The organism is Klebsiella sp. GN_Kp190 (assembly GCF_040061795.1).
In the GTDB taxonomy this organism is placed as follows: Bacteria; Pseudomonadota; Gammaproteobacteria; order Enterobacterales; family Enterobacteriaceae; genus Klebsiella; species Klebsiella michiganensis.
In genome coordinates this window covers 49,248-71,878 of record NZ_JBEAFN010000016.1, presented here as the reverse complement: position 1 = coordinate 71,878, position 22,631 = coordinate 49,248, and the positions used below count along the sequence as shown (strand labels likewise).

Genomic DNA, 22,631 nt, shown 5'->3' with positions numbered 1-22,631 from the left:
GCACAACGTGCAGTGGAATTTTTTCACTGGCTAAATGGCTAATCCTCGCTACAATAGTCTGGCAAATCCCTCTGCTTTTCTTCTTGCTGCCACATATGGCGGCTTTTTTAGTCCTCCAATAACAACAATATAAAGGTGTTTACGTGCAGAAGTATTTTATTGAAGCGCGTCAGTTATTATCACTGGCTATACCCGTTATACTCGCCCAGGTGGCGCAAACCGCCATGGGCTTTGTCGATACCGTTATGGCGGGTGGCTATAGCGCCACCGACATGGCGGCCGTCGCCATCGGTACCTCTATCTGGCTACCGGCGATCCTCTTTGGCCACGGCCTGCTGCTGGCCCTGACGCCCGTTATTGCCCAACTGAATGGTTCCGGCCGTCGCGAGCGTATTGCTCACCAGGTACGCCAGGGGTTCTGGCTGGCTGGCTTCGTCTCCCTCCTGGTGATGGTCGTGCTGTGGAACGCCGGTTACATTATCAGCTCAATGCATAACATCGACCCGGCGATGGCAGAGAAGGCGGTCGGCTACCTGCGGGCGCTGCTGTGGGGCGCGCCCGGCTATCTGTTCTTTCAGGTCGCTCGCAACCAGTGTGAAGGCCTGGCGAAAACCAAGCCGGGTATGGTAATGGGATTTATCGGTCTGCTGGTCAACATTCCGGTGAACTACATTTTTATCTACGGCCACTTTGGTATGCCGGAGCTCGGCGGTATCGGCTGCGGCGTGGCGACGGCATCGGTTTACTGGGTCATGTTTTTCAGCATGCTCTTCTGGGTGCGCCGCGCGCGTTCGATGCGCGATATTCATTACACAGAGCGCTTCAGTAAACCTGATTTCGCCGTCATCCAGCGTCTGGTACAGCTGGGCCTGCCGATTGCGCTGGCGCTGTTTTTCGAAGTGACCCTCTTCGCCGTCGTGGCGCTGCTGGTTTCGCCGTTGGGGATCGTTGACGTCGCCGGGCATCAGATAGCCCTCAACTTCAGCTCGCTGATGTTCGTCTTGCCGCTCTCGCTGGCGGCAGCGGTGACCATTCGCGTCGGTTTCCGTCTCGGGCAGGGTTCCACGCTGGAGGCCCAGACCTCGGCCAGAACCGGCGTCGGCGTCGGGGTGTGCATGGCCGTTTTCACGGCGGTTTTCACCATCCTGATGCGCAAGCAAATCGCGCTGCTGTATAACGATAATCCCGAGGTGGTTACCCTCGCGTCCCAGCTGATGCTGCTGGCGGCGATCTACCAGATTTCCGACTCCATTCAGGTGATCGGCAGCGGGATTCTGCGCGGCTACAAAGACACGCGTTCCATCTTCTTTATCACCTTTACCGCCTACTGGGTATTGGGACTGCCGAGCGGCTACCTGCTGGCGCTGACCGATATCGTGGTACCGCGCATGGGCCCCGCCGGGTTCTGGTGCGGCTTTATTATTGGCCTCACCTCCGCCGCCGTAATGATGATGCTGCGCATGCGTTTCCTGCAGCGTCAGCCTTCCAGCGTCATTTTACAACGCGCGGCGCGCTAGCCCGTCGCGGAAGCGAAGTCGCTATCCAACGGCGCTGATTCAGCGCCGTTTTCTCAAGCTGGTGAAGAAATATTCTTTTGCATCAGTAAAATATAACCAATATGGATAAAACTTCTGCGATCGTGAGAAATCTGGAAGAAAAGTGACGTTTGCCTCTTGCCACAACCCCTCCCTCCCGCTAATATGCGTCCCCGTTGCCACTGCAACATTGCGTTCATAGCTCAGTTGGTTAGAGCACCACCTTGACATGGTGGGGGTCGTTGGTTCGAGTCCAATTAAACGCACCATAATGCGTCCGTAGCTCAGTTGGTTAGAGCACCACCTTGACATGGTGGGGGTCGGTGGTTCGAGTCCACTCGGACGCACCATTTCACAGCCTCGTGATCTGGTGCCTTTTATCTCCCGCATTGAAATATCCGAAAATTACTTTCAGCGCTGGCAATACGCTATTTTCTGATTTTTCCCGGTCGTGTCCTTAATATCTTTCACCATTCCGACAACTTATTTCCCGCGCTTATGTAAATTGACGTAAAGCCCTGCGCCGCGTCTACGCTGCATTTATTAACGCAGCGGCCCCGCCGATATTCCCTCGCGAATAAAAATCTTTCGTTAGATCATAACCCGTTATGCTGACATTCATTAAAAACAAGCGAAACGGTAACGGCAGTGCAATTCAGAGTATTTCAAAAAATATCACCACAAACCGGTTTGACTGTTCAAAAATAACGACTAAATTTAATTTCTGAACGACAACGGATACGTACCTATAGCGTATCTTCCTGACATAAACTCAACAACAGAGGTATGAAAATATGGCAGAACATCGTGGTGGTTCCGGTAATTTCGCTGAAGACCGTGATAAAGCATCTGAAGCAGGACGTAAAGGCGGTCAGCACAGCGGTGGTAACTTTAAAAACGATCCGCAGCGCGCATCTGAGGCCGGTAAAAAAGGCGGCCAAAATAGCCATGGCGGCGGGCGTAAATCTGATAATTCCTGATATTAATCGCCTCATTCTCTTGTAACTAAAAGAGTAACCTGCGAGTCTGCGGACTCGCAGTTATTCTCCGTGTATAAAGGTAATTAATATGAATATGAAGAGCATAGAAGACGTTTTTATTCATCTTTTATCGGATACGTATAGCGCAGAAAAACAATTAACCCGCGGCCTGGCGAAACTCGCCAGAGCGGCGTCCAGCGAACAGCTTAGCGCCGCGTTCAAAGCCCACCTGGAGGAGACTCAGGGGCAAATTGAACGTATCGATCAAATTGTCGAACAAGAGCCTGATATCAAAATCAAACGGATGAAATGCGTGGCGATGGAGGGGCTAATTGAAGAAGCTAACGAAGTTATTGAGAGCACGGAGAAAAATGAAGTGCGGGATGCGGCGTTAATTGCCGCTGCGCAAAAGGTTGAACATTATGAAATTGCCAGCTACGGCACTCTCGCCACTTTAGCAGAACAGCTTGGCTATAAAAAAGCGGTTAAACTTTTAGCGGAAACGTTAGAAGAAGAAAAATCAACCGACCTTAAATTAACTGACCTGGCGGTCGGCAATATTAATAAAGACGCCCAAAATAAATAGCCAGATGGTAAACCAATATTAAGGAGTTGATTATGAATTATCTTGAACATTATCACGACTGGCTACGCGATGCGCATGCAATGGAAAAACAGGCAGAATCTATGCTGGAATCCATGGCGAGCCGCATCGATAATTATCCTGACCTGCGCAGCAGAATTCAACAGCACGTAACTGAAACCAAACGCCAAATTACGGTACTGGAGGAGATTCTGGATCGTAATAATATATCACGCTCGGTGCTGAAGGATTCCATGAGCAAAATGGCCGCGTTGGGCCAATCCATTGGCGGGATGTTCCCTTCCGATGAAATCGTTAAAGGGTCAATTAGCGGTTATGTATTTGAGCAGTTTGAAATTGCCTGTTATACCTCCCTGCTTGCCGCCGCGAATAAAGCCGGCGACACCGCCTCAATCCCCGCCATCGAATCGATTCTGGCAGAAGAGCGGGCCATGGCCGACTGGCTGCTGAAACATATTCCGCAAACGACGGAAGAGTTCCTTCTGCGCTCTGAAGCCGAAGGCGTTGAAGCGAAAAAATAAGCAATAAGGATAAGAGCCTATGTTCCGACACGTTAAGCAGCTTCAGTATACCGTAAGGGTCGCCGAGCCGAATCCGGGACTGGCGAACCTCCTTCTGGAACAATTCGGCGGGCCCCAGGGCGAACTGGCCGCCGCATGCCGGTATTTTACTCAGGGCCTGAGCGATGACGATCCGGGCCGTAAAGATATGCTGATGGACATAGCCACCGAAGAGCTGAGCCACCTTGAAATTATCGGCTCGCTGGTTGGCATGCTCAATAAAGGGGCCAAAGGCGCCCTGGCGGAAGGCGTGGAAAACGAAGCCGACCTGTACCGCTCGCTTACCGCTAACGGTAACGACAGCCATATCACCTCTTTGCTATATGGCGCAGGCACGCCGCTGACCAACTCCGCCGGGGTGCCCTGGACCGCCGCCTATATTGATACGATTGGTGAGCCAACCGCGGATTTACGCTCCAACGTAGCGGCCGAGGCGCGAGCCAAAATCATCTATGAGCGCCTGATCAACGTCACTGATGATCCCGGAGTCAAGGATGCGCTGGCCTTTCTGATGACCCGGGAAGCCGCTCATCAGCTCTCTTTCGAAAAAGCGCTCCAGTCCATCAGAAACAACTATCCGCCGGGGAAATTACCGCCCGTCAATGAATACGCCAGCACCTACTACAATATGTCAGAGGGCGACGACATTCGCGGTAGCTGGAATAGCGATCGGCACTTTGAGTATGTGGCGAATCCCCAGCCTGCAGTCGACGGCGGAGACGGAGGCGTCAGCGTCAAGCTAAGTGCCGAGCAGCAGGCGCTGGTTAAAGCCATGGCGGAACGAACCCAATCCGACCCGGATGGCGATCCTCTTACCGGCGCAGAGCTCGGCGCAGGCAAGAAAAGCCCTGGTCCTCAATAACCTGCTGTTAATCACTTCCCCCTGCTCAATTCGGGGGGTTGTTCTGTGATGGGGTCCGGAATATGTTTGAACTCGACGCGTTTAATCTGGCTCGGCTGCAGTTCGCATTTACCGTCTCTTTTCATATCCTTTTTCCGGCGATTACCATCGGACTGGCCAGCTATCTGGTGGTGCTGGAGGGGATGTGGCTGCGGACAAAAGATGACGTCTGGCGCTCATTGTATAATTTCTGGCTGAAAATTTTTGCCGTTAATTTCGGGATGGGCGTGGTTTCAGGCCTGGTCATGGCTTATCAATTCGGCACCAACTGGAGCGGTTTCTCACAGTTTGCCGGTAGCATTACCGGCCCCCTGCTGCTTTACGAAGTGCTCACCGCCTTTTTTCTCGAAGCCGGTTTCTTAGGCGTTATGCTCTTTGGCTGGAACAAAGTTCCTCCCGGTCTGCACTTCTTCACCACCTGCATGGTGGCGCTGGGCACGCTGATGTCAACCTTCTGGATCCTCGCATCAAATAGCTGGATGCAGACGCCACAGGGTTTTACCATTGAAAACGGTCATGTCATTCCCCAGGACTGGCTGGCGATTATCTTTAACCCTTCTTTCCCCTATCGTCTGTCCCATATGGCGATTGCCGCTTTTCTCAGCAGCGCGATGTTCGTCGGCGCCTCCGCCGCCTGGCATCTTCTGCGGGGCAATGATACGCCGGCCATACGTAAAATGTTTTCCATGGCGATGTGGATGGCCCTGCTGGTCGCGCCGGTTCAGGCTATCGTTGGCGATATGCACGGGCTCAACACGCTTGAACATCAGCCGGCAAAAATCGCTGCCATAGAAGGCCACTGGGAGAACAAACCCGGAGAAGCCACCCCGCTGCTGCTGTTTGGCGTGCCCGATATGGATGAAGAGCGCACCAAATACGGGCTGGAAATCCCTGCGCTTGGCAGCCTGATCCTCACCCATAGCCTGAACAAGCAGGTCCCGGCGCTGAAAGATTTTCCGCCGCAGAATCGGCCAAACTCCCTTATCGTCTTCTGGTCTTTCCGCATCATGGTCGGCATGGGCGTGTTGATGATTACCCTCGGCGTATGGAGCCTGTGGCTTCGCTACCGGCAGCGTCTTTTTCACTCCCGCGCCTTTCAGTGGTTTGCGCTGGCGATGGGGCCGGCGGGGCTGCTGGCGCTGCTGGCCGGCTGGATCACGACCGAAGCGGGACGCCAGCCCTGGGTCATCTATGGTTTATTACGCACCCGGGATGCGGTCTCTCTCCACAGCACAGCGCAAATGATCGTCAGCCTGCTGGTCTTTTTCGTGGTGTACTGTTCGGTGTTTGGCGTAGGTTATTACTACATTATCCGGCTGATTCAGAAAGGGCCTCAGCCCGTCAGCGAATTGACATCGACAACCTCCGGTACGCCGGCTCGCCCCCTTTCCGCCGCAGAGGCCGTGCCTGAAGAGGAGACTCGCTAATGGGCATCGATATCCCCGTTATCTGGTTTGTCATCATAGTGTTTGCCACGCTGATGTATATCGTTATGGACGGCTTCGATCTCGGCATCGGAATCGTCTTCAGCTTTGTGCCCAACGCCAACGAGCGCGACGTGATGATGAACAGCGTCGCCCCGGTTTGGGACGGCAATGAGACATGGCTTGTGCTGGGCGGCGCGGGGCTATTCGGCGCCTTTCCGCTGGCGTACGCCGTCATCACCGATGCGCTAACGATTCCGCTCACCGCCATGTTAATTGGACTGATCTTTCGCGGCGTCGCCTTCGAATTTCGTTTTAAGGCCACCCCCTCTCATCAAAAATTCTGGGATTACTCATTTGTGGGCGGCTCGTTGTTGGCTACCTTTAGCCAGGGGATAGTTGTGGGCGCGGTCATCAGCGGCTTCGAGGTTGCCGACCGCAGGTTCATCGGCTCAGCGCTGGACTGGCTGACGCCCTTTAGCCTGTTCTGCGGCTTAGGGCTGGTGGTGGCTTATACGCTCCTCGGCACCACCTGGCTTATCATGAAAAGCGAAGGCGCGCTGCAGCAGCGCATGCGTGAGCTGACCCGTCACACGCTTCTGGCGCTGATGGCGGTCATCGCCGTGGTCAGCGTCTGGACGCCGCTGGGCTGGCCGTCCGTTGCTCAACGCTGGTTTACCCTGCCTAATTTCTACTGGTTTGTGCCCGTTCCCATTCTGGTACTCGTTTTTAGCCTGTGGATCTGGCGCCTGAGCGCTCATCCCGCGAGCCACGCCCGCCCTTTCCTCCTGACGCTTGGGCTTATTTTTCTCGGCTTCAGCGGCCTGGGCATCAGTCTGTGGCCCAATATCATCCCTCCGCATATCACGCTGTGGGAAGCCTCCGCGCCGCCGGCCAGCCAGCTATTTATGCTGGTAGGAACCCTGCTTATCATTCCGGTGATTTTGGTTTACACCGCATGGAGCTACTACGTATTCCGCGGCAAAGTTTCCGGAAATGAAGGCTATCACTGAGGTGGGCTATGGCTGACTGGCATACGCGGGCCATTATCTATCAGATTGATTCAGCGCTGTTTTACGATCTTAACGGCGATGGCTGCGGCGATATCGCCGGGATCGCGGCGAAGCTGCGCTATATTCGCCGGCTGGGCGCGACGGTGATCTGGATAACGCCCTTCTACCTGACGCCGTTTCTGGATGAGGGTTACGATGTCAGCGACCATCTGCAGGTCGATCCGCGATTTGGTCAACTGGCTGATATCATTGCTTTTATCGAGCAGGCCCGCGAATTAGGCATGCAGGTTATTATTGAATTGCTGATCCAGCATACCTCCGACGCTCACCCCTGGTTTCAACAAGCGCGGCGCAGCCGTCGCTCGCCGTTCCGCGACTATTATCTGTGGGCAGATAGCGATGATGACGATACGCCGCCCATGTTTCCCGGCGTCGAAGAGAGCATCTGGTCGTGGGATGACGAAGCCGGGCAATATTTTCGCCATATGTTTTACCGCCATGAACCCGATCTCAATCTGGCCTCTCCCGCGGTGATCAAAGAGGTCGAAAACATCGTTATCTTTTGGCTGAAGCTGGGGGTTTCCGGCTTTCGTCTGGATGCCGCCTCGCATTTGACGAAACAGGCCGGACGCGGCGAGGAGAAACGCGGGCTATGGCTCCTGGAACATCTGCGTCGGCTGGTTGAACGACATAATCCGCAGGCCATACTGCTCGGCGAAGTCGACGTTGAGGTGGCGCAGTATCGCGACTATTTTGGCGATAATAACCGACTTAATATGGTACTTAACTTCTGGCTGAACAAATATTTTTACGTCAGCCTCGCCAGCCAGAGCGCCCGCCCGCTGATCGACGCCATCAAGAAAATGGTGGTGCCTCCTGACGCCTGCTGCTTCGCAAACTGGCTGCGCAACCACGATGAACTGGATCTTGAAGGGATCGGTAATAAGAACAAGCGGACCGTGCTGGATGCCTTCGCGCCGGATAAGGAGATGAACGTTTATCAGCGCGGTATTCGCCGTCGGCTGGCGCCCATGCTGAACGGCGACCGGCGGCGGCTGGCGTTCTGCCATGCCGTGCTTTTTTCGCTGCCTGGCGTACCGATCATGCGCTACGGGGATGAGATCGGCATGGGTGACGACCTGGCGCTGGAAGAGCGCTACGCGGTGCGTACGCCGATGCAGTGGGCCGGTTCAGCGGGCGGCGGCTTCTCCGCAGCCGATCCGCAGACGTTTGTGGCACCCATGATCGACCGGGGGCCGTTTCGCTATCAGAAAGTCAACGTCGCGGATTCCCTGCTGCACCGCCATTCTCTCCTGCACCGTATTATTGATATCGCCAATACGCGGTCAGAATTTCCGGAAATCGCCGTTGCGCCTTTCCGCATCATTAGCACCGATCGGCAGGCGATTCTCGGGATCTGCTACGATGACCACGAGCGCAGCGTTATCGCCTTTCTTAATTTCAGTGATAAACCGCTGCGTTTTACCGCGAAAGGGATCTATGCGGCGGTGTGGACGCCCTGCCTGGCCGACAAAACCTACGCGGACGCGCTCACTCCCGGTAAGCACGCTAAGCTGGAGATTAGCGCATATGGCTATCGATGGTTCTGGACCAACAGTAGCGCGCTGCGTTAGCGTTTTTTACGCGAGATGAACCATTTTGCTAAAAGTACCCCCGCCGCTGCCGCGCCGCCCAGCAGCGCTTTTCCCGGCACGCCGGAAGTGATGGCGGTGGCGCGATATTTCGCCTCAGAGGAAAAACGCCCGTGCGTTTTATGCAATCCGCTGACCGGCTGTTCGAGATAGTCCTGACGGTCGTCGGCATTCAAGCGCCGGGTCATTTGCCCTTCCCACGCTTTTTTGACCATCAGCCGGTCAAGGAAGCCCGGGAAAAGAAATTGCCCAATAATGGACTGAATCGTGCTGCTCCCTACCCAGAGTTCGCGTACGGGCCGGCGCGCGACGTTGAAGATAGCCTGGGCGGCCACTTCCGGCTGAAATACGGGCGGCACCGGGCGCATCGCCCAGGCAAACTTATTGCGCGCCCACTCGAACTGCGGCGTATTCAGCCCCGGCATCTGTACCATCGCAATACTCACGCCGCTATTCTCATGCATCAGCTCCGTACGTACCGCATCGGTAAAACCCCGAATCGCGGCCTTTGCCCCGCAGTAGGCGGACTGTAGCGGAATGGAGCGATAGGCGAGCGCGGAGCCAACCTGGATAATCACTCCGCGATCGCGGGGCGTCATCAGCGCCAGCGCGGCGCGAGTCCCGTTAACGTAGCCGAGATAGGTGACCTCGGTTACCCGTCTAAATTCGTCGTGGGTCATCGCTCTGAAAGGCGCCAGCACCGCACACATCGCGTTATTGACCCATACCTCGATAGCCCCGAGCCGATTTTCGATTTCGCCGGCGGCGGTCAAGAGCGCATCGGCATTTGCCACATCGGCCTGCACGGTATGCACCCGAACGCCGCAACGAAGGAGCTCCTGCTTCGTCGCCTCAAGGCTTCGGCCATCGCGGGCAATAATGCCGACGTCATAGCCTGCCTGCGCAAAGCGCAGGGCCGTTGCTTTACCGACTCCCGCAGTACCGCCAGTGATCGCCATGACTGCCATATAAACCTCCGCAATAAAAGCGTTATGCGCTCTGCCAGCCGGGCAGTTTCTCGATGAGCATCGCCAGTGAATAGCGTACGGCTTTCTCCACAACATCCTGGCACTCGCCGGAAAACAGCGTTTTATGCGCGTCGATACTGCCGCGAAAGTTCCACGCGAACCAGACGGTCCCCGCAGGCGTCCCGTCATCGCCGCCGTCCGGCCCCGCGTATCCGCTAATGGCGATACTGATATCCGCCCCGGAACGCGCCAGCGCGCCGGTGGACATCTCTTCAACGGTCTGCCGACTGACGGCGCTATATTTCTCCAGCGTTGAGGCGTTGACGTCGAGAAGCTGCTGTTTCGCCCGATCGCTAAAAGTGATTAAGCCAATATCGTAGAATGCGGCCGTATCCGCTTCCGCGCACAGCGCTGCCGCCAGGCTACCGCCGGTGCAGGATTCCGCGGTGGTTAAGCGTAAACGACGGTCAATCAGCGCGCTGGCGACCTGTTTAGTCAACTCGCCGGTGGTTTTCGCCTGGTTATAAGGGTTATTTGACATAAAAAGACCTTTTTAACTCTCAGCAGGAATAATAGAAATGTGGCCATTCCGTTCCAGTATGGCATATTTGATTTTACTTAATTCCGTAATACCCTGATTCTGCCGCGCGGCGACCAGAATATCATCACAGGAGACGTCCACTTTTTTCAGCTTGTCAATTAACGGCACGCCATTTTCGACTAAAATCACCGGGCAACCATCAAGCGCTGACTCTGCGCCAGCAGAATATTTCTTCATTAATCCGAAAAGCATATCCACGACCACCAGCGTCATAATCGTCAGCATTGCGCCGGTCACCGAAAAATCGTTCCCCAGCAGCGCCTGCTGGGTAGCCTCGCTGATAATAAGTAATAAAATCAGATCAAAGCTGGTCATTTGTAATAGCGCCCGGCGGCCGGCGATTTTAAACACCACCAGCAAAATTAAATATATCGCTAACGCACGCAAGACCATCTCCATCGCATCCTCCTAAGGATAAATAAATTGCCAGAAGCGGATTTCGGGTTCGCCGTTTAGCTGCAAAGAGTGGTTCAACTTACCTGGGCGGGTGGGCGTAACGTAGAGCCATATAGAAAAATCATTCATGCTTTTCAAATCATTATAGACCAGAAAGAGCCGGTCGTTCTGACTGTACATCCTGTCTGGCCGGGGCCAGATACTGCCAGGTTCAAAAGAAGAGGTAAAATCACCGCCAAGGCTAAAAATATATTTATCCGCGACCCGCGGGTGGGCGGTAATCTTTAGCCTGAATTCAGTTTGCAAACGACCGAAGCGGTCATAGGCCACCGTTAAATTGCGCTGCGCAGTTGTTTTTTCGGCAGTGCTAAAATATCCTCCAGAAAAGAGACCCAAAAGGGCTGCCAGTATGATCGCCAATAATATTCCGAGGCCTATCTGGCGGGCAGCGCATTCAAAATTAAGAAAAAATTCGTTCTCTTTAATCCCGGGCAGCCTCTCTTTTTCACTTGCCATTTTTCACCTCACCGTTGCGCTTATTATCGGAGCGCCAGATTAAGGAATAGCAACCCGGTTTAATATGTCAAGTTCGTCGCGCCAAACCCTGAATAATAGCAAAACGGGACATCTCGCTTGTTATTCGTTGAGCATCTCCCCCGCCTCCATCCGGAGGAAGATGTTTCCATTTAGCGCGGCGGGTGCACGGATGTTGTCTCGAGCTTAGGCCGTTGCCCGCGACAACATCCGTACCGCTCAGCAGGCGTGTCGTTAACTTTATTGTGAGTCAGGTCATGTTTTATAAAAATGAGGTTGACCCGACTCCTGCGCGAAAATATTTTATGCCCATGTGATATCGATTTCATAAAAACCATGGCAACCATAAAAGACGTCGCTGTAAAAGCCGGCCTGTCGGTCACGACGGTATCCCGCTTCCTGAACAATCATCCTTATATCTCTGAAGATAAAAAGGAAAAAATCCTCGCGGCCATGAAAGAGCTGGATTACGAGCCGAGCACCGTCGCGCAGCAGATGCGCGGGGTGAAAACCCACCGGATTGGCGTGCTTATCTCAAGGATAACCAACCCTTTTTTTGCCAGCCTGGTCGACGCCCTTGAAGTTACGGCACGAAAAAACGGCTATTCGGTGCTGATCGTCCAGAACCACAATAGCGCGGGCGAAGAAGAAAACTGTCTCGATCTGCTGAAGAAAAAAATCATCGACGGGCTGATCTTATGCGCCGTAGAGAGTGACAAAGACGTCATTGAGCAATATCAGAAATATGGCCCTATCCTGCTGTGCAACACCAGCATAGATAATACCACTTTGCCCGTCGTCAGAATGAACGATGAACTGGCAACCTATAACGCCGTCAGCTGGCTGCTTAACAAAGGGTATAAAAAAATCGCCTACTCCACCGGTGGCGCATTCCAGCAAAAGGGCCACGGCAGCAGAAGGAACCGCGGCTTTATTGCCGCTATGCAAGACGGACAGCAGGCGGTTAACGAGCGGTTTATTTTTCGTCATGTCCACACCTGGCGCGACGGGCAGCGCCTGGCTGAGCAAATTCTGCAGATGACGAAAAGCGAACGTCCCGATGCGATTTTCGCCGGCAGCGATGAGGTCGCCTGCGGCCTGATTTCCGCGCTATCGGCCCACGGCGTCAGCGTTCCCGGCGAACTGGCGGTCATGGGCTTTGATAACCTTCCCGTGGCGGAGATGGTGCATATTCCGCTCACTACCGTTAGCCAGCCCATTGAGCAGCTGGGCCGCATCTCTGTAGAACGCCTGCTGTCCCTGATCAACCACACGCAGTATCGCTATGACGAGGAAGACCTGAAATCGGAACTGGTTATCAGAGCCTCGGCGTAATTTTTTTCACTCAATATGGTATCGATTTCATACTCAGGAGAAATGATGAATCAATCACAACAAAGCGCATGGTGGAAAGAATCGGTTATTTATCAGGTGTACCCAAAAAGCTTCTATGACAGCAATAACGATGGCGTTGGCGATATCCCGGGTATTATCGCTAAACTGCCGTATCTGAAAACGCTGGGCATCACCCTGATTTGGGTCTCGCCGTTCTACCGCTCGCCGGGAGCAGATAACGGCTACGATATCGCGGACTACTATGCGGTGAATCCCGATTTAGGCCAGATGCAGGACGTTGATAACCTGATTAAACAGGCTGGCGAGCTGGGCATTGAGGTAATGGTCGACCTGGTGGTTAACCATACCAGCGATGAACACCCCTGGTTTCAGGCCGCGCTGGCCGACCCTCAATCGAAATATCGTGATTATTACATCTTTAAACCCGCCTCGGCGGGCGGCGCGCCCAATAACTGGCGATCGATTTTTGGCGGCAGCGCGTGGGAAAAAGTCGCTGGCGAGGAGTGCTACTATCTGCACGTTTTTCATAAAAAGCAGCCGGATCTCAACTGGGAAAACCCGCAGCTGCGCGAGGAAATCTACGCCATGATTAACTGGTGGCTGGATAAAGGCATCGCCGGTTTTCGCATCGATGCAATTACCTTTATTAAAAAAGATCAGGACTACGCCTCTCTGCCCGCAGACGGTATTGATGGTCTGGCATCGATTAAAGCGAAATCGCGCAACCGTCCGGGCATCGAGCGCTTTCTCCATGAGCTAAAAGAGCGCACTTTCCGTCGTCACCGCTGCGTAACCGTGGGCGAAGCGCCGGGCGTGCCTCTGGAAGAGTACGACAGCTATATTGGGGCAGACGGCTACTTTAATATGATTTTCGATTTTCACGCCGCCGATATTGATGTCGAAAACGGTTCTGAATGGTTTAAGCAGCGCGACTGGAACGTTCGCGAATTCAGGGAGGCGCTATTTGCCAGCCAACGGGCCTTTTGCCAGGCCGGCTGGGGAACGACGTTTATTGAAAACCACGACCAGCCCCGCGCGCTGTCCAAGCTTATCCGCGACGCGGATTATCAAAATGACATCGGTGCCAAAGCGCTGGCCGCGATGTACTTCTTTATGGCCGGAACGCCGTTTATTTATCAGGGCCAGGAGCTGGGGATGAAAAATTTCCGCCGACAATCGATCGCGGAATTTGACGATATTTCCAGTATTGATAACTACCACCGCGCCCTGGCGGAAGGTTTCTCTGAACAGCAGGCGTTAGGCTTTATCAACCAGCGCTCGCGGGACAATTCGCGAACGCCCTTTCCGTGGTCAGATAGCGCCAACGGCGGATTTAACCGGGGCGCGCGGCCCTGGCTGGCGTTTTCCGCAGCTGAATTCAGCGTCAACGCGCAAAGCCAGATAAACGATGCGGATTCAGTATTCGCGTTTTACCAAAAGATGATCGCCTTGCGAAATAAGCACTATCCGCAAACGCTGATCTATGGTTCATTCGCCGCCATAGAAGACGTTGACGATCGCATCATTGCCTACGAACGGAGAACGGCGACCGCGCGTTTTATCTCGATAACCAATTTAAGCGCACAGCCTCTGCCCTTTACGCTCCCGGCGGGTGAGATTGTCCTCAATAATTATGCCAACGCTGAGACTCCCCTGAAACCCTATCAAACCCTTCTCGTTAAGGAATGAGTCAAATATGAACAACTATAAAAATATCGCCGTTGAGATCGTGAATATCATCGGCAAGGAAAATATTGCCTCAGCCACCCACTGCGCCACCCGTTTACGTTTGCAGGTAAAAGATCGACAGAAAATTGATGACGATAAAATCCGCAATATTAGCGAAGTCAAAGGCGTATTTTTTAATGCTGGCCAGTATCAGATAATCCTCGGAACCGGGATCGTCAATAAGGTTTACCAGGCGTTTGTTAACGAATTCCAGGTGGCCGAAATCAGCAAGGATGAAATGACGAAGCAGAGTACGGGCCGGTTACAGCGGGGAATTCGCAATTTATCGGACGTGTTTGTGCCGATTGTCCCGGTACTCGGGGCCACCGGCCTGTTTCTCGGCCTGAAGGGGGTCATTTTTAACGATACCGTCCAGGCGTGGTTTGGCGGCAGCGTTCATCAGGTTCCGGTGGCGCTGCAAACGCTGACCACGGTGCTTTGCGACACCGCTTTCGCCTTTCTGGCGGCGTTTATTTGCTGGTCGGCGTTTAAGAAATTTGGCGGTACGCCAATAATCGGCTTCTTAATCGGCCTGATGCTGGTCTCCCCCGCGCTGCCGAACGCCTATGACGTGGCGTACGGCAACAGCAGCCCAATTTATGTATTGGGTTTTATTCCTCTGGTCGGCTATCAGGGGTCTATTCTGACCGCCCTGATCACCGGCATTATCGGCGCTAAGCTGGAAATTTTTTTCCGCCGGGTGATGCCCAACTCGATGGATCTGATTTTTACGCCGTTTATCGTCATCCTGATTGCGGTGGCCATCGCTTTACTGGTTTTAGGGCCGCTGGTGCATGCGTTTGAACATTATGCCGTGATGGCTATTCAGCAATTTCTGACGTTGCCTGCGGGTATTGGCGGTCTGTTAATCGGCTTCATCTATCCCATTGCCGTGATGACCGGGATGCATCATATGTTTATTATGATTGAAACCTCGCTGATTGCCGGTACCGGGTTTAATCCATTAATTACGGTGTGCGCGATGTACGGCTTTGCCAACGCCGCCGTATGTCTGGCTATTTCACTGAAGGCGAAAAATATCGCGTTTAAAACCGCCGGGATTTCCGCGACCATTACTCAGCTATTAGGCGTTTCGGAACCGGCTTTATTCGGTATCGTGATGCAATCCGGGCTACGGGCGATAATGGTGATGCTCACCAGCTCGGCGCTGGGCGGCATGGTGCTGTCGCTATTGTCGATAAAAGCGAACTCATACGGTCTGGCGGTCCTGCTGTCGCCGCTGATGTATCTCTACGATCGCTATCAGTTTGTTACCTATATTACCGTCGGACTCGCGGTCTTTATTTTTGCCTTTATTATCACGTTCATTTTTGTCAAAACCGATAAAGCGACCAAAGAGGCCTGAAAAAAATAAAGCCCAACTATTAATTTAACACCCCAATAAACATCCCATTTTAATGGCACAGTAACCTGTGCTCTGCGCCCGCGCGTCCAGAGCACAGCTACCCCTGTACAGGTATTAATGATGAAAGCCTATATGCTTACGCTCTGCGCGCTGGCTTTGCCAGCATCCGCCGCTGCGGCGGATACGACCCTGAATGAAATTAACGCCCGACTCGAAAGGCTTGAGGCCGAATTAAAACAGTCGCGCATCCAATTACAGGATGCGACGCGAAAAATAGACGCTGCGGAAAAAAGAGCGGCCAGCGCCGAAAAAAACGCGGCGCGCGCGCAAGAAAGATTACAGTTTGTCGAACAGCAAACCGAGCAAGACCTGGCGCGAATAAAAAGTAAACCGTCGCAGCCTCTTATCGCACAAGAGAAGGATCGGGAGATTAAATTCGGCGGCTACGCGCGCAGCGGAATATTGACCAGCAAAGGCACCACCAGCACCGTAGGCCCCTCTCTGACGCCTGCGGGCAGTACCGGCGGCAGCGTCGGGCGCCTGGGCAATGAATCAGATACCTACGTAACCGCCGATATCAACTACCGGCGAAAATATGATAATAACAGCCAGCTGCGTTATTACATGAAAATCGCCGAGTGGGATAAAACGTACAATACCGACAGTTCATTCAACGGTCAGATGAACGTACGGCAGGCGTTTGTCGAAATGAGCGATATGCCTTCGTTTAGCGGCGCATTTAAACAGGCCACGCTGTGGGCCGGCAAGCGTGAAGACCGGGATAACTTTGATATTCACTGGCTTGATTCCGATATGATGAATTTAATCGGTACCGGCGCCGGTATTTATGACGTGAACTTGTGGGGCGATATCAAAACCAATCTCGCCGTATACGGGCGTAATTTCAACGATATCGATACGATGGACAACGTTGAATATAACAACATGACCGGCGCGGATAACACCTATATTCAAAACTACACCTTCTCGCTGAATAACCGGCTGGACAGCTGGCAGTGGATGCTCAACGGGTTATACTCGCAGGACAACGATAAACGCATTAACGATGGCCTGGCGTCGGATAAAGCGGCCTCGCAGGGGTTCAACACCATGCTGGCGTACCATGGCGACAGCTTCTACGGCCTGCGTCCCGGCAGTACCAAAACGGCCCTGCTTTATGGCCGCGCGCTGGGGGCGGAGGTTCGCGGCCCGGGCTCCGACGGCTATCTGATAAACCCGGCATGGACCGTCAAGTTTGCCTCTTACGGGATAACGTCCCTCACCGACAGGCTGAGCTTCGCGCCGCTGATCGTCGCCCAGAGCAGCAATAGCCGCTATATCGATTCAGACCATTACGACTGGGTGACCCTGAACGCGAGAATAATTCAGCAGATTAAGCAGAACTTCGCCCTGCAGTACGAAAGCAGCTATCAGTATATGGATATCGATCCGAAAGGCTTTAATGGCAACAGAGCTGCCAGCGGCAGCTATTACAAGCTGACGTTTGCTCCTACTTTCAAGATGCAGAACGTGACGGACTTCTTTGAACGCCCGGAAATCCGCTTTTTTGCCACCTGGATGCGCTGGGACAAATCGCTGGATGACTACTCCTCGACGGACACCTTCGGCAGCGCCGGATACCATAGCGCGGGGACGCTATTCTTCGGCGCCCAGCTCGAAACCTGGTTCTGAAAGCCTGCCTCTTTGACTAACCCCGAGGAAGATGCGCGCCAGCAATTGGCCCTCTTCCTCATTTTGAACCACAATTATTGGGCCAGATTTCCGTTACCCGGAAATGATCTATCGTGGAGCTTTTCAACTGGCGGAAGGCCACCGACAACAAATGTGATAACAACAACGGCGGGTCAGTCATTATGAAGAAAATTGCCATTATCGGCGCAGGTCCAACCGGAATTTATACCCTGTTCTCATTACTCAAACAGGGCGAGCCGCTGGACGTGTCAATTTACGAGCAGGCCGAGGAAGCGGGCGTGGGCATGCCCTACAGCGATGAAGAGAATTCGCGCATGATGCTGGCCAATATCGCCAGCATTGAAATCCCTCCCATTCAGAGCAGCTATCTCGACTGGCTGAAAGCCCAGAGCCGGACCCGCCTTGCGCGCTACGGCGTGGATTACGACGCTTTGCACGATCGTCAATTTTTACCGCGCATCCTGCTGGGTGAATACTTTCGCGACCAGTTTCTTGCGCTGGTCGGAGAGGCCAGGGAGCAGGGTTTTCGCATCCGGGTCAATGAGTCCTGCCGGGTCAGCGACCTGCAGGCGACCGAAGAAGGGGTCAGACTGTGGGTTGAGGATGAGCCGGTCGCCGAAGCCTTTGACCTCGCGGTAATCGCCACCGGACACGTCTGGCCCGATGAAGAAGAGTCGACCCGCACCTGGTTTCCCAGCCCGTGGTCTGGCCTCATGGAGGCCAGCATTCCCCCCTGCCGGGTGGGCATTATGGGTACCTCGCTAAGCGGAATTGACGCCGCGATGGCCGTCGCCGTCCAGCACGGTCGGTTTATAGGGTCCGACGATGACGCCCTCGCCTTCAGGCTGGACGAGGCAAGCGAGGCGCTAAGCATCGCGCTGATGTCGCGCTCCGGCATTCTGCCGGAAGCGGATTTTTACTGCCCTATTCCCTGGGAGCCGCTGAGCATCGTCAGCGAAAGCGCGATGGAGCAAGCCATCGCCGCGGGCAACGACGGTCTGCTCGATCGCGTCTTTGAGCTGGTGGCGCAGGAAATCACGCTTGCCGACCCCCTATGGAGCGAAAATATCGCCCTTCACAGCCTTAACGCCGACAGCTTCAGCGAGGCGTGGTTTGCTAAACGCCAGCAGCATAATCCGTTCCACTGGGCGCTGGATAACCTTGAAGAGGTTGAGCGCAACAAACGCGCGCGATATACGGTTCCCTGGCGCTACGCGATCCTGCGGCTGCATGAAGCCGTTCAGACGATGGTGCCTCACCTTAATGACCATGACCGGGAGCGTTTCAAAAATGGCCTTGCGCGGGTCTTTATCGACTGCTATGCCGCCATTCCTTCAGAGTCTATCCGCCGGCTGCTGGCGCTGCGCGAAGCGGGCGTCATCACTATTCTCGCCTTAGGGCATGACTATGAGATGGCGGTAGAGCAGGAAAAAACGGTGATTACCAGCGAACAAAATCGCTATACGTTTGATGTGTTTATTGATGCCAGAGGGCAAAAGCCGCTGAAAAATAAAGATCTTCCCTTCCCGCATTTAAGGGAGCAGCTGCTGGCGACCGGAGAAGAGATTCCTGAGGTCGGAGACGACTATACGTTGCGGGAACCGCCCGAAGTACGCGAGCGCATCGCGTTCGCCGCCATTCCCTGGCTGATGCACGACCAGCCTTTCGTTCAGGGTATCACCGCCTGCGCGGAGATCGGCGCGGCGATAGCGAAAGCGATATCCCAGCCGGCAAGCCGCTCGCGCAGGCGTTTATCCCCGCTCGATCTTTAGGAAAGAAAAATAGCCGCCCGTTGACGGGCGGCTATTTTTAACGCTTTTCAGGCTGGGGATGCCAGGGATCTTTTTTATGATCTTCGCTGTCGTCTCTTTTACGCGGCACTTCCCCCTGCTCGCGCGGGTCCTCTTTCGATGGATGACGGCCCCGCTTATCCGGGTCGGCTGGATGCTGTACGGACATCAATTCCTCCTGCTTGAGCGGTTATTTCTGGATCCGGTCCACCCGCACTACCGGCGGCGTCATTTTTTTATCGAGGCTGCCGTTGATGCTGATCATCTGATCGGGCTTCACTTCGCGGCCATCAAAAACCGCGGCGGGGATAACCACTGCGATGGTGTCGGTTTTATCGCGAAAGCTATAGCGGTCGTTACCGTGCTGCTCGATAAGATTGCCGCGTAATGAGATGGTTGCCCCATCGTGCATTTCCAGGGCCTGGCGCACGGTCATAATTCGTCCGTCCTCCGTCCCGCGGTAGCCATCGTCAATTTTATGCGGCGGCGGCGGAGCGGCATCTTTTTTAAATCCCCCGTCGTCCGCGGCATAAACGCCCTGAGCCATCAGCGCACAGAAAATAACGGGCAGTAATTTTTTCATCAACCATACCTCCGGCATATTTTTGTCTTGTCTTAATAAGTCTGGTTGCTGATGTTCATTTTCACAAGTTCCGTACCTGATGAGTCGCCCGGGAAATATTTTTAACGACTTCACCGCCCGCGTAAATATGCGCGCCGGACAGCATTAAAAAGGCGCTAAATATACCGTCAGGCTTGCGATAGAATAATCCTAAAATGCCAAACGCTGCTGGTGCCTCTCATTTTGAAAAGTTTCCCGGCAATCAGTAAATTACCGATGGGAGAGGAATCAAAGCGCCAAAATTATAACAGCGAAGCCGTTCAATTATTCTTCAATATTCCACGGCAGGCTGACCAGGCAACTACGCTTACTCTTTTAACACGAGGAGGTCAGTATGAGCGACAGCGCTAACAATACCGCGAAGTATCCCCGTCCCCCCTTTGTTGACCAGCCGCAATCGCCGCCGGGTCTTGCCGAAGAGATGAAGCCGCAGCCGGATCACGGTGAGCTGAGCTATGTCGGTTCCGGGCGGCTCGCCGGTAAGCGCGCCCTGATTACCGGCGGCGATTCCGGGATTGGGCGCGCGGTCGCGATCGCCTTCGCCCGCGAAGGCGCCGATGTGGCGATAAACTATCTGCCGGAAGAGGAGTCCGATGCGGAAACCGTGATTGCCCTGATTCAGGCCGAAGGACGTACAGCCGTCGCGATTCCGGGAGATGTGCGCGACGAATCCTTCTGCGAAACCCTGGTGGAAAAGGCCGCCAGCGAACTCGGAGGGCTGGATATTCTGGTCAATAACGCCGGACGCCAGCAATATTGCGAATCACTGGAAGAACTCACCACCGCCGACTTTGACGCCACCTTCAAAACCAACGTTTATGCGGCCTTCTGGATCACCAAAGCCGCCCTGCGTCATCTTAAAGAACACAGCGCGATTATTAATACTTCATCCGTGCAGGCCTTTAAGCCGAGCCCCATCCTGCTGGACTACGCGCAAACCAAAGCCTGCCTGGTGGCGTTCACGAAATCGCTGGCCAAACAGCTCGGGCCGAAGGGTATCCGGGTAAACGCGGTCGCCCCCGGTCCCTACTGGACGGTGCTGCAGTCAAGCGGCGGCCAGCCGGATGAGAAGGTGCGTCAGTTCGGCGCCGATACGCCGCTGGGGCGTCCCGGGCAGCCGGTAGAGATTGCGCCGCTGTACGTTACCCTTGCCTCTGATGCCTGCTCCTTCACCTCCGGCCAGGTATGGTGCTCCGACGGCGGCGACGGCGTGCTGTAAATCCCGCGCGGCGGCGCGCCTCTCAGCGGTGTGCCGTCGTCTTAAGACAGGCGAGGTATTTCTGCGCTGAGTCCAGAACGATCTGCCGGGCATTTTTGGGGACGTTCTGCCCCTTAAAGGCGCCGTACAGCGCCCCGAAAGGCGTATCGCCCAGACGTTCAACGATCTTCTCCACGCTGGCGGCCGCCAACGGCAGCAAATTGGGATAGCTCCACATAAACGAAACGGCGCGCGCCCCCGGCGTCACCTGGATAATATCGCCCGCCAGCATAATACCGTCATCTTTCGCCCAGTGCAGAACGGTTCCTCCGGCGAAATGGCCGCCCAGGCGCAGCAGCCGCACCGCCGGGAGGATCTCCAGCGCATCTCCTTCCCATAGCGTGATGGCCGGGCTATCGCGCATAATCCATTCGCGATCGCTGGCGTGGAGATAAATTCGCGCATTAAAGGCGTCGGCCCAGTCCTGCATCGTGGTGTAGTAATGAGGATGGGAGATGGCGATCGCGTTTAACCCGCCCAGGGCGGTAATCAGCGTTTTGCTGGCGGCATCAAGATTGGCGATGCAGTCCCAGAGAATATTCCCCTGCGGCGTTAGCAGCAGAAACGCGCGCTGATCGATTGCAAATTTCGGTACCGTCCTGACGCTCAACAGCCGATCGTTATGCTGCTGCCACGTATTCGTATGCGTCTCGGTCAGATCGTCTGGCTTGATCCAGACCTGCCCGCTGGCCGGGACGTACTGGCGTTCATCCTCACAGATACGACAATGGTTCAGGGTGTTGCCGCGATCGTCATAAGACGTCCCGCAGGTTGCGCACAGCTTAATCATCACTTCTCCTTAAGAAATCATTCAGGAAGCCGTAATGAGTATGGCAGACAGGAAATTTATGGCAGGAGGTGAGCATCTCAGGGCTTCCGTGCCCTGAAAGAGAAGTTTATTCGAAATAAACGTCAGGGTTTTCCGACAGCGACACAAAGGTTTTGCTGTTTTTATCCAGCGCGCGAATGTCACCGCTTTCAATATCGTAGAACCAGCCGTGCAGACGCAACGTGCTATCCCGCAGACCCACGGCAACCGACGGGTGGGTTTTAATATTGTTCAGCTGGGCGATAACGTTTTCCTGCACCATACCGTTGACTTTATCGGTCTCGTTGGCCCAGGTTTTCTTCTCCACGACGGCTTTCGCCGCATCGGAGTAGCGCAGCCAGTGGGAAACGGCAGGCATGGGGTCCAGGCACTGGCAGGTGGCGATGGCTTTCATCGCGCCGCAGTTGGAGTGGCCGCAAATGACGATATCGGTCACGCCCAGGGCCACGACGGCATACTCGATCGTCGCGGAAACCCCGCCCGGCTCAGGACCGAAAGAGGGCACGATATTCCCGGCGTTACGGATCACAAACAGCTGGCCCGGCTCCTGCTGGGTCACCAGCTCCGGCACCAGGCGGCTATCGGAACAAGAGATAAACAGCGCTTTAGGATTTTGGCTGGAGGCCAGGCTGCGGAAGAGCTCTTTACGTTGCGGGAAAATCTCTTTCTGGAAGTTGAGGAAGCCCTCAATGATATGTTGCATAGCAGTGTCTCTTTTCTCTGTTTTAATGACGATATGACAAAGATCACATTTAGCCAGTTTATCACCGACGCGCGAAATGGGAATCGTTATTCGAACAG

22 protein-coding genes and 2 tRNA genes are annotated in these 22,631 nt (G+C 54.4%); 16 read left to right on the top strand and 8 right to left on the bottom strand.

Features of this window, described 5'->3' with window-relative positions; translation table 11 throughout:
* Positions 1-143: 143 nt before the first annotated feature.
* From mdtK to ABLU67_RS12650, 10 genes are all read left to right on the top strand, one after another.
* Entirely contained in the window at positions 144-1,517 is a 1,374-nt protein-coding gene (mdtK, locus tag ABLU67_RS12695; protein ID WP_348852321.1) for an MdtK family multidrug efflux MATE transporter, read from the top strand.
* A gap of 210 nt (positions 1,518-1,727) precedes the next feature.
* A tRNA-Val gene (locus tag ABLU67_RS12690) sits at positions 1,728-1,804 on the top strand.
* 4 nt (positions 1,805-1,808) lie between these two features.
* Positions 1,809-1,885: transfer RNA gene (locus ABLU67_RS12685), tRNA-Val, on the top strand.
* Positions 1,886-2,329: 444 nt separating this feature from the next.
* Positions 2,330-2,515 (top strand): general stress protein, encoded by a 186-nt coding sequence (locus ABLU67_RS12680; RefSeq protein ID WP_004136767.1) that lies wholly within the window; start codon positions 2,330-2,332, stop codon positions 2,513-2,515.
* 88 nt (positions 2,516-2,603) lie between these two features.
* Complete coding sequence (locus ABLU67_RS12675; protein WP_014229611.1) at positions 2,604-3,101, top strand: ferritin-like domain-containing protein; 498 nt, start codon at positions 2,604-2,606, stop codon at positions 3,099-3,101.
* Between the two features lie 32 nt (positions 3,102-3,133).
* Positions 3,134-3,640, top strand: a complete 507-nt coding sequence (locus ABLU67_RS12670) for a ferritin-like domain-containing protein (RefSeq protein ID WP_009653688.1) — start codon at positions 3,134-3,136, stop codon at positions 3,638-3,640.
* Positions 3,641-3,659: 19 nt separating this feature from the next.
* Positions 3,660-4,541 carry a manganese catalase family protein gene (locus ABLU67_RS12665; RefSeq protein WP_348852320.1) on the top strand — a complete coding sequence of 294 codons (882 nt, stop codon included), beginning with the start codon at positions 3,660-3,662 and terminating at the stop codon, positions 4,539-4,541.
* Between the two features lie 62 nt (positions 4,542-4,603).
* Entirely contained in the window at positions 4,604-6,007 is a 1,404-nt protein-coding gene (locus ABLU67_RS12660) for a cytochrome ubiquinol oxidase subunit I (protein WP_049070108.1), read from the top strand.
* Positions 6,007-7,017 (top strand): cytochrome d ubiquinol oxidase subunit II, encoded by a 1,011-nt coding sequence (gene cydB / locus ABLU67_RS12655; protein WP_046878487.1) that lies wholly within the window; start codon positions 6,007-6,009, stop codon positions 7,015-7,017. The genes ABLU67_RS12660 and cydB overlap by 1 nt, the downstream gene beginning before the upstream one ends.
* Positions 7,018-7,025: 8 nt before the next feature.
* Entirely contained in the window at positions 7,026-8,651 is a 1,626-nt protein-coding gene (locus ABLU67_RS12650; RefSeq protein ID WP_224259933.1) for an alpha-amylase family protein, read from the top strand.
* Here ABLU67_RS12650 and ABLU67_RS12645 read toward each other — a convergent pair.
* From ABLU67_RS12645 to ABLU67_RS12630, 4 genes are read right to left on the bottom strand one after another with little or no spacing between them, the layout of a single operon-like run.
* Positions 8,648-9,637 carry an SDR family oxidoreductase gene (locus tag ABLU67_RS12645; protein ID WP_134897281.1) on the bottom strand — a complete coding sequence of 330 codons (990 nt, stop codon included), beginning with the start codon at positions 9,635-9,637 and terminating at the stop codon, positions 8,648-8,650. The two genes, ABLU67_RS12650 and ABLU67_RS12645, sit on opposite strands and share 4 nt — an antisense overlap.
* Before the next feature lie 22 nt (positions 9,638-9,659).
* A complete protein-coding gene (locus tag ABLU67_RS12640) occupies positions 9,660-10,178 on the bottom strand; it encodes a 2-oxo-tetronate isomerase (protein ID WP_009653693.1) in 519 nt (172 codons plus the stop codon).
* A 12-nt stretch (positions 10,179-10,190) separates the two neighbouring features.
* Positions 10,191-10,637, bottom strand: a complete 447-nt coding sequence (locus tag ABLU67_RS12635; protein ID WP_025105847.1) for a YetF domain-containing protein — start codon at positions 10,635-10,637, stop codon at positions 10,191-10,193.
* Between the two features lie 9 nt (positions 10,638-10,646).
* Positions 10,647-11,150 (bottom strand): hypothetical protein, encoded by a 504-nt coding sequence (locus ABLU67_RS12630; RefSeq protein ID WP_046878490.1) that lies wholly within the window; start codon positions 11,148-11,150, stop codon positions 10,647-10,649.
* A gap of 354 nt (positions 11,151-11,504) precedes the next feature.
* Here ABLU67_RS12630 and ABLU67_RS12625 point away from each other — a divergent pair, with 354 nt between their 5' ends.
* From ABLU67_RS12625 to ABLU67_RS12605, 5 genes are all read left to right on the top strand, one after another.
* Positions 11,505-12,503 carry a LacI family DNA-binding transcriptional regulator gene (locus ABLU67_RS12625; protein ID WP_004851570.1) on the top strand — a complete coding sequence of 333 codons (999 nt, stop codon included), beginning with the start codon at positions 11,505-11,507 and terminating at the stop codon, positions 12,501-12,503.
* A gap of 42 nt (positions 12,504-12,545) precedes the next feature.
* The gene (locus ABLU67_RS12620; RefSeq protein WP_260632052.1) at positions 12,546-14,213 is read left to right on the top strand and encodes an alpha-glucosidase; all 1,668 of its coding nucleotides are present in this window, start codon (positions 12,546-12,548) and stop codon (positions 14,211-14,213) included.
* 7 nt (positions 14,214-14,220) lie between these two features.
* Positions 14,221-15,618 (top strand): PTS transporter subunit EIIC, encoded by a 1,398-nt coding sequence (locus ABLU67_RS12615; RefSeq protein WP_025105851.1) that lies wholly within the window; start codon positions 14,221-14,223, stop codon positions 15,616-15,618.
* A 117-nt stretch (positions 15,619-15,735) separates the two neighbouring features.
* Positions 15,736-17,310, top strand: coding sequence for a carbohydrate porin (locus ABLU67_RS12610; RefSeq protein WP_221842451.1), 1,575 nt, complete (start codon positions 15,736-15,738; stop codon positions 17,308-17,310).
* A gap of 182 nt (positions 17,311-17,492) precedes the next feature.
* Positions 17,493-19,103: an FAD-NAD(P)-binding protein gene (locus ABLU67_RS12605; protein ID WP_348852319.1), complete on the top strand. Its 1,611-nt coding sequence runs from the start codon at positions 17,493-17,495 to the stop codon at positions 19,101-19,103.
* A gap of 37 nt (positions 19,104-19,140) precedes the next feature.
* Here the strand turns inward: ABLU67_RS12605 and ABLU67_RS12600 are convergent, their stop codons facing one another.
* Together ABLU67_RS12600 and ABLU67_RS12595 are read right to left on the bottom strand one after the other, a co-directional pair.
* Positions 19,141-19,290 carry a hypothetical protein gene (locus ABLU67_RS12600; protein WP_004851580.1) on the bottom strand — a complete coding sequence of 50 codons (150 nt, stop codon included), beginning with the start codon at positions 19,288-19,290 and terminating at the stop codon, positions 19,141-19,143.
* 21 nt (positions 19,291-19,311) lie between these two features.
* Complete coding sequence (locus ABLU67_RS12595) at positions 19,312-19,704, bottom strand: YdeI family stress tolerance OB fold protein (protein ID WP_200914248.1); 393 nt, start codon at positions 19,702-19,704, stop codon at positions 19,312-19,314.
* 373 nt (positions 19,705-20,077) lie between these two features.
* Here ABLU67_RS12595 and ABLU67_RS12590 point away from each other — a divergent pair, with 373 nt between their 5' ends.
* Entirely contained in the window at positions 20,078-20,962 is an 885-nt protein-coding gene (locus ABLU67_RS12590; protein WP_186006115.1) for an SDR family oxidoreductase, read from the top strand.
* A gap of 22 nt (positions 20,963-20,984) precedes the next feature.
* Here the strand turns inward: ABLU67_RS12590 and ABLU67_RS12585 are convergent, their stop codons facing one another.
* Both ABLU67_RS12585 and ABLU67_RS12580 read right to left on the bottom strand, forming a co-directional pair.
* Positions 20,985-21,791: an MBL fold metallo-hydrolase gene (locus ABLU67_RS12585; protein ID WP_109240441.1), complete on the bottom strand. Its 807-nt coding sequence runs from the start codon at positions 21,789-21,791 to the stop codon at positions 20,985-20,987.
* A 106-nt stretch (positions 21,792-21,897) separates the two neighbouring features.
* Positions 21,898-22,533: a carbonic anhydrase gene (locus ABLU67_RS12580; RefSeq protein ID WP_004119381.1), complete on the bottom strand. Its 636-nt coding sequence runs from the start codon at positions 22,531-22,533 to the stop codon at positions 21,898-21,900.
* Between the last annotated feature and the right edge of the window lie 98 nt (positions 22,534-22,631).

Excerpts from the sequence above, each read along its gene's own strand:
- ABLU67_RS12615 (WP_025105851.1), top strand. The coding sequence starts at position 14,221 with ATGAACAACTATAAAAATATCGCCGTTGAGATCGTGAATATCATCGGC.
- ABLU67_RS12670 (WP_009653688.1), top strand. The coding sequence starts at position 3,134 with ATGAATTATCTTGAACATTATCACGACTGGCTACGCGATGCGCATGCA.
- ABLU67_RS12600 (WP_004851580.1), bottom strand. The coding sequence starts at position 19,290 with ATGTCCGTACAGCATCCAGCCGACCCGGATAAGCGGGGCCGTCATCCA.
- ABLU67_RS12585 (WP_109240441.1), bottom strand. The coding sequence starts at position 21,791 with ATGATTAAGCTGTGCGCAACCTGCGGGACGTCTTATGACGATCGCGGC.
- ABLU67_RS12620 (WP_260632052.1), top strand. The coding sequence starts at position 12,546 with ATGATGAATCAATCACAACAAAGCGCATGGTGGAAAGAATCGGTTATT.
- ABLU67_RS12605 (WP_348852319.1), top strand. The coding sequence starts at position 17,493 with ATGAAGAAAATTGCCATTATCGGCGCAGGTCCAACCGGAATTTATACC.
- ABLU67_RS12635 (WP_025105847.1), bottom strand. The coding sequence starts at position 10,637 with ATGGAGATGGTCTTGCGTGCGTTAGCGATATATTTAATTTTGCTGGTG.
- ABLU67_RS12580 (WP_004119381.1), bottom strand. The coding sequence starts at position 22,533 with ATGCAACATATCATTGAGGGCTTCCTCAACTTCCAGAAAGAGATTTTC.
- ABLU67_RS12610 (WP_221842451.1), top strand. The coding sequence starts at position 15,736 with ATGATGAAAGCCTATATGCTTACGCTCTGCGCGCTGGCTTTGCCAGCA.
- cydB (WP_046878487.1), top strand. The coding sequence starts at position 6,007 with ATGGGCATCGATATCCCCGTTATCTGGTTTGTCATCATAGTGTTTGCC.
- ABLU67_RS12625 (WP_004851570.1), top strand. The coding sequence starts at position 11,505 with ATGGCAACCATAAAAGACGTCGCTGTAAAAGCCGGCCTGTCGGTCACG.
- ABLU67_RS12595 (WP_200914248.1), bottom strand. The coding sequence starts at position 19,704 with ATGAAAAAATTACTGCCCGTTATTTTCTGTGCGCTGATGGCTCAGGGC.
- ABLU67_RS12680 (WP_004136767.1), top strand. The coding sequence starts at position 2,330 with ATGGCAGAACATCGTGGTGGTTCCGGTAATTTCGCTGAAGACCGTGAT.
- ABLU67_RS12645 (WP_134897281.1), bottom strand. The coding sequence starts at position 9,637 with ATGGCAGTCATGGCGATCACTGGCGGTACTGCGGGAGTCGGTAAAGCA.
- ABLU67_RS12650 (WP_224259933.1), top strand. The coding sequence starts at position 7,026 with ATGGCTGACTGGCATACGCGGGCCATTATCTATCAGATTGATTCAGCG.
- ABLU67_RS12590 (WP_186006115.1), top strand. The coding sequence starts at position 20,078 with ATGAGCGACAGCGCTAACAATACCGCGAAGTATCCCCGTCCCCCCTTT.
- ABLU67_RS12640 (WP_009653693.1), bottom strand. The coding sequence starts at position 10,178 with ATGTCAAATAACCCTTATAACCAGGCGAAAACCACCGGCGAGTTGACT.
- ABLU67_RS12630 (WP_046878490.1), bottom strand. The coding sequence starts at position 11,150 with ATGGCAAGTGAAAAAGAGAGGCTGCCCGGGATTAAAGAGAACGAATTT.
- ABLU67_RS12660 (WP_049070108.1), top strand. The coding sequence starts at position 4,604 with ATGTTTGAACTCGACGCGTTTAATCTGGCTCGGCTGCAGTTCGCATTT.
- ABLU67_RS12665 (WP_348852320.1), top strand. The coding sequence starts at position 3,660 with ATGTTCCGACACGTTAAGCAGCTTCAGTATACCGTAAGGGTCGCCGAG.
- ABLU67_RS12675 (WP_014229611.1), top strand. The coding sequence starts at position 2,604 with ATGAATATGAAGAGCATAGAAGACGTTTTTATTCATCTTTTATCGGAT.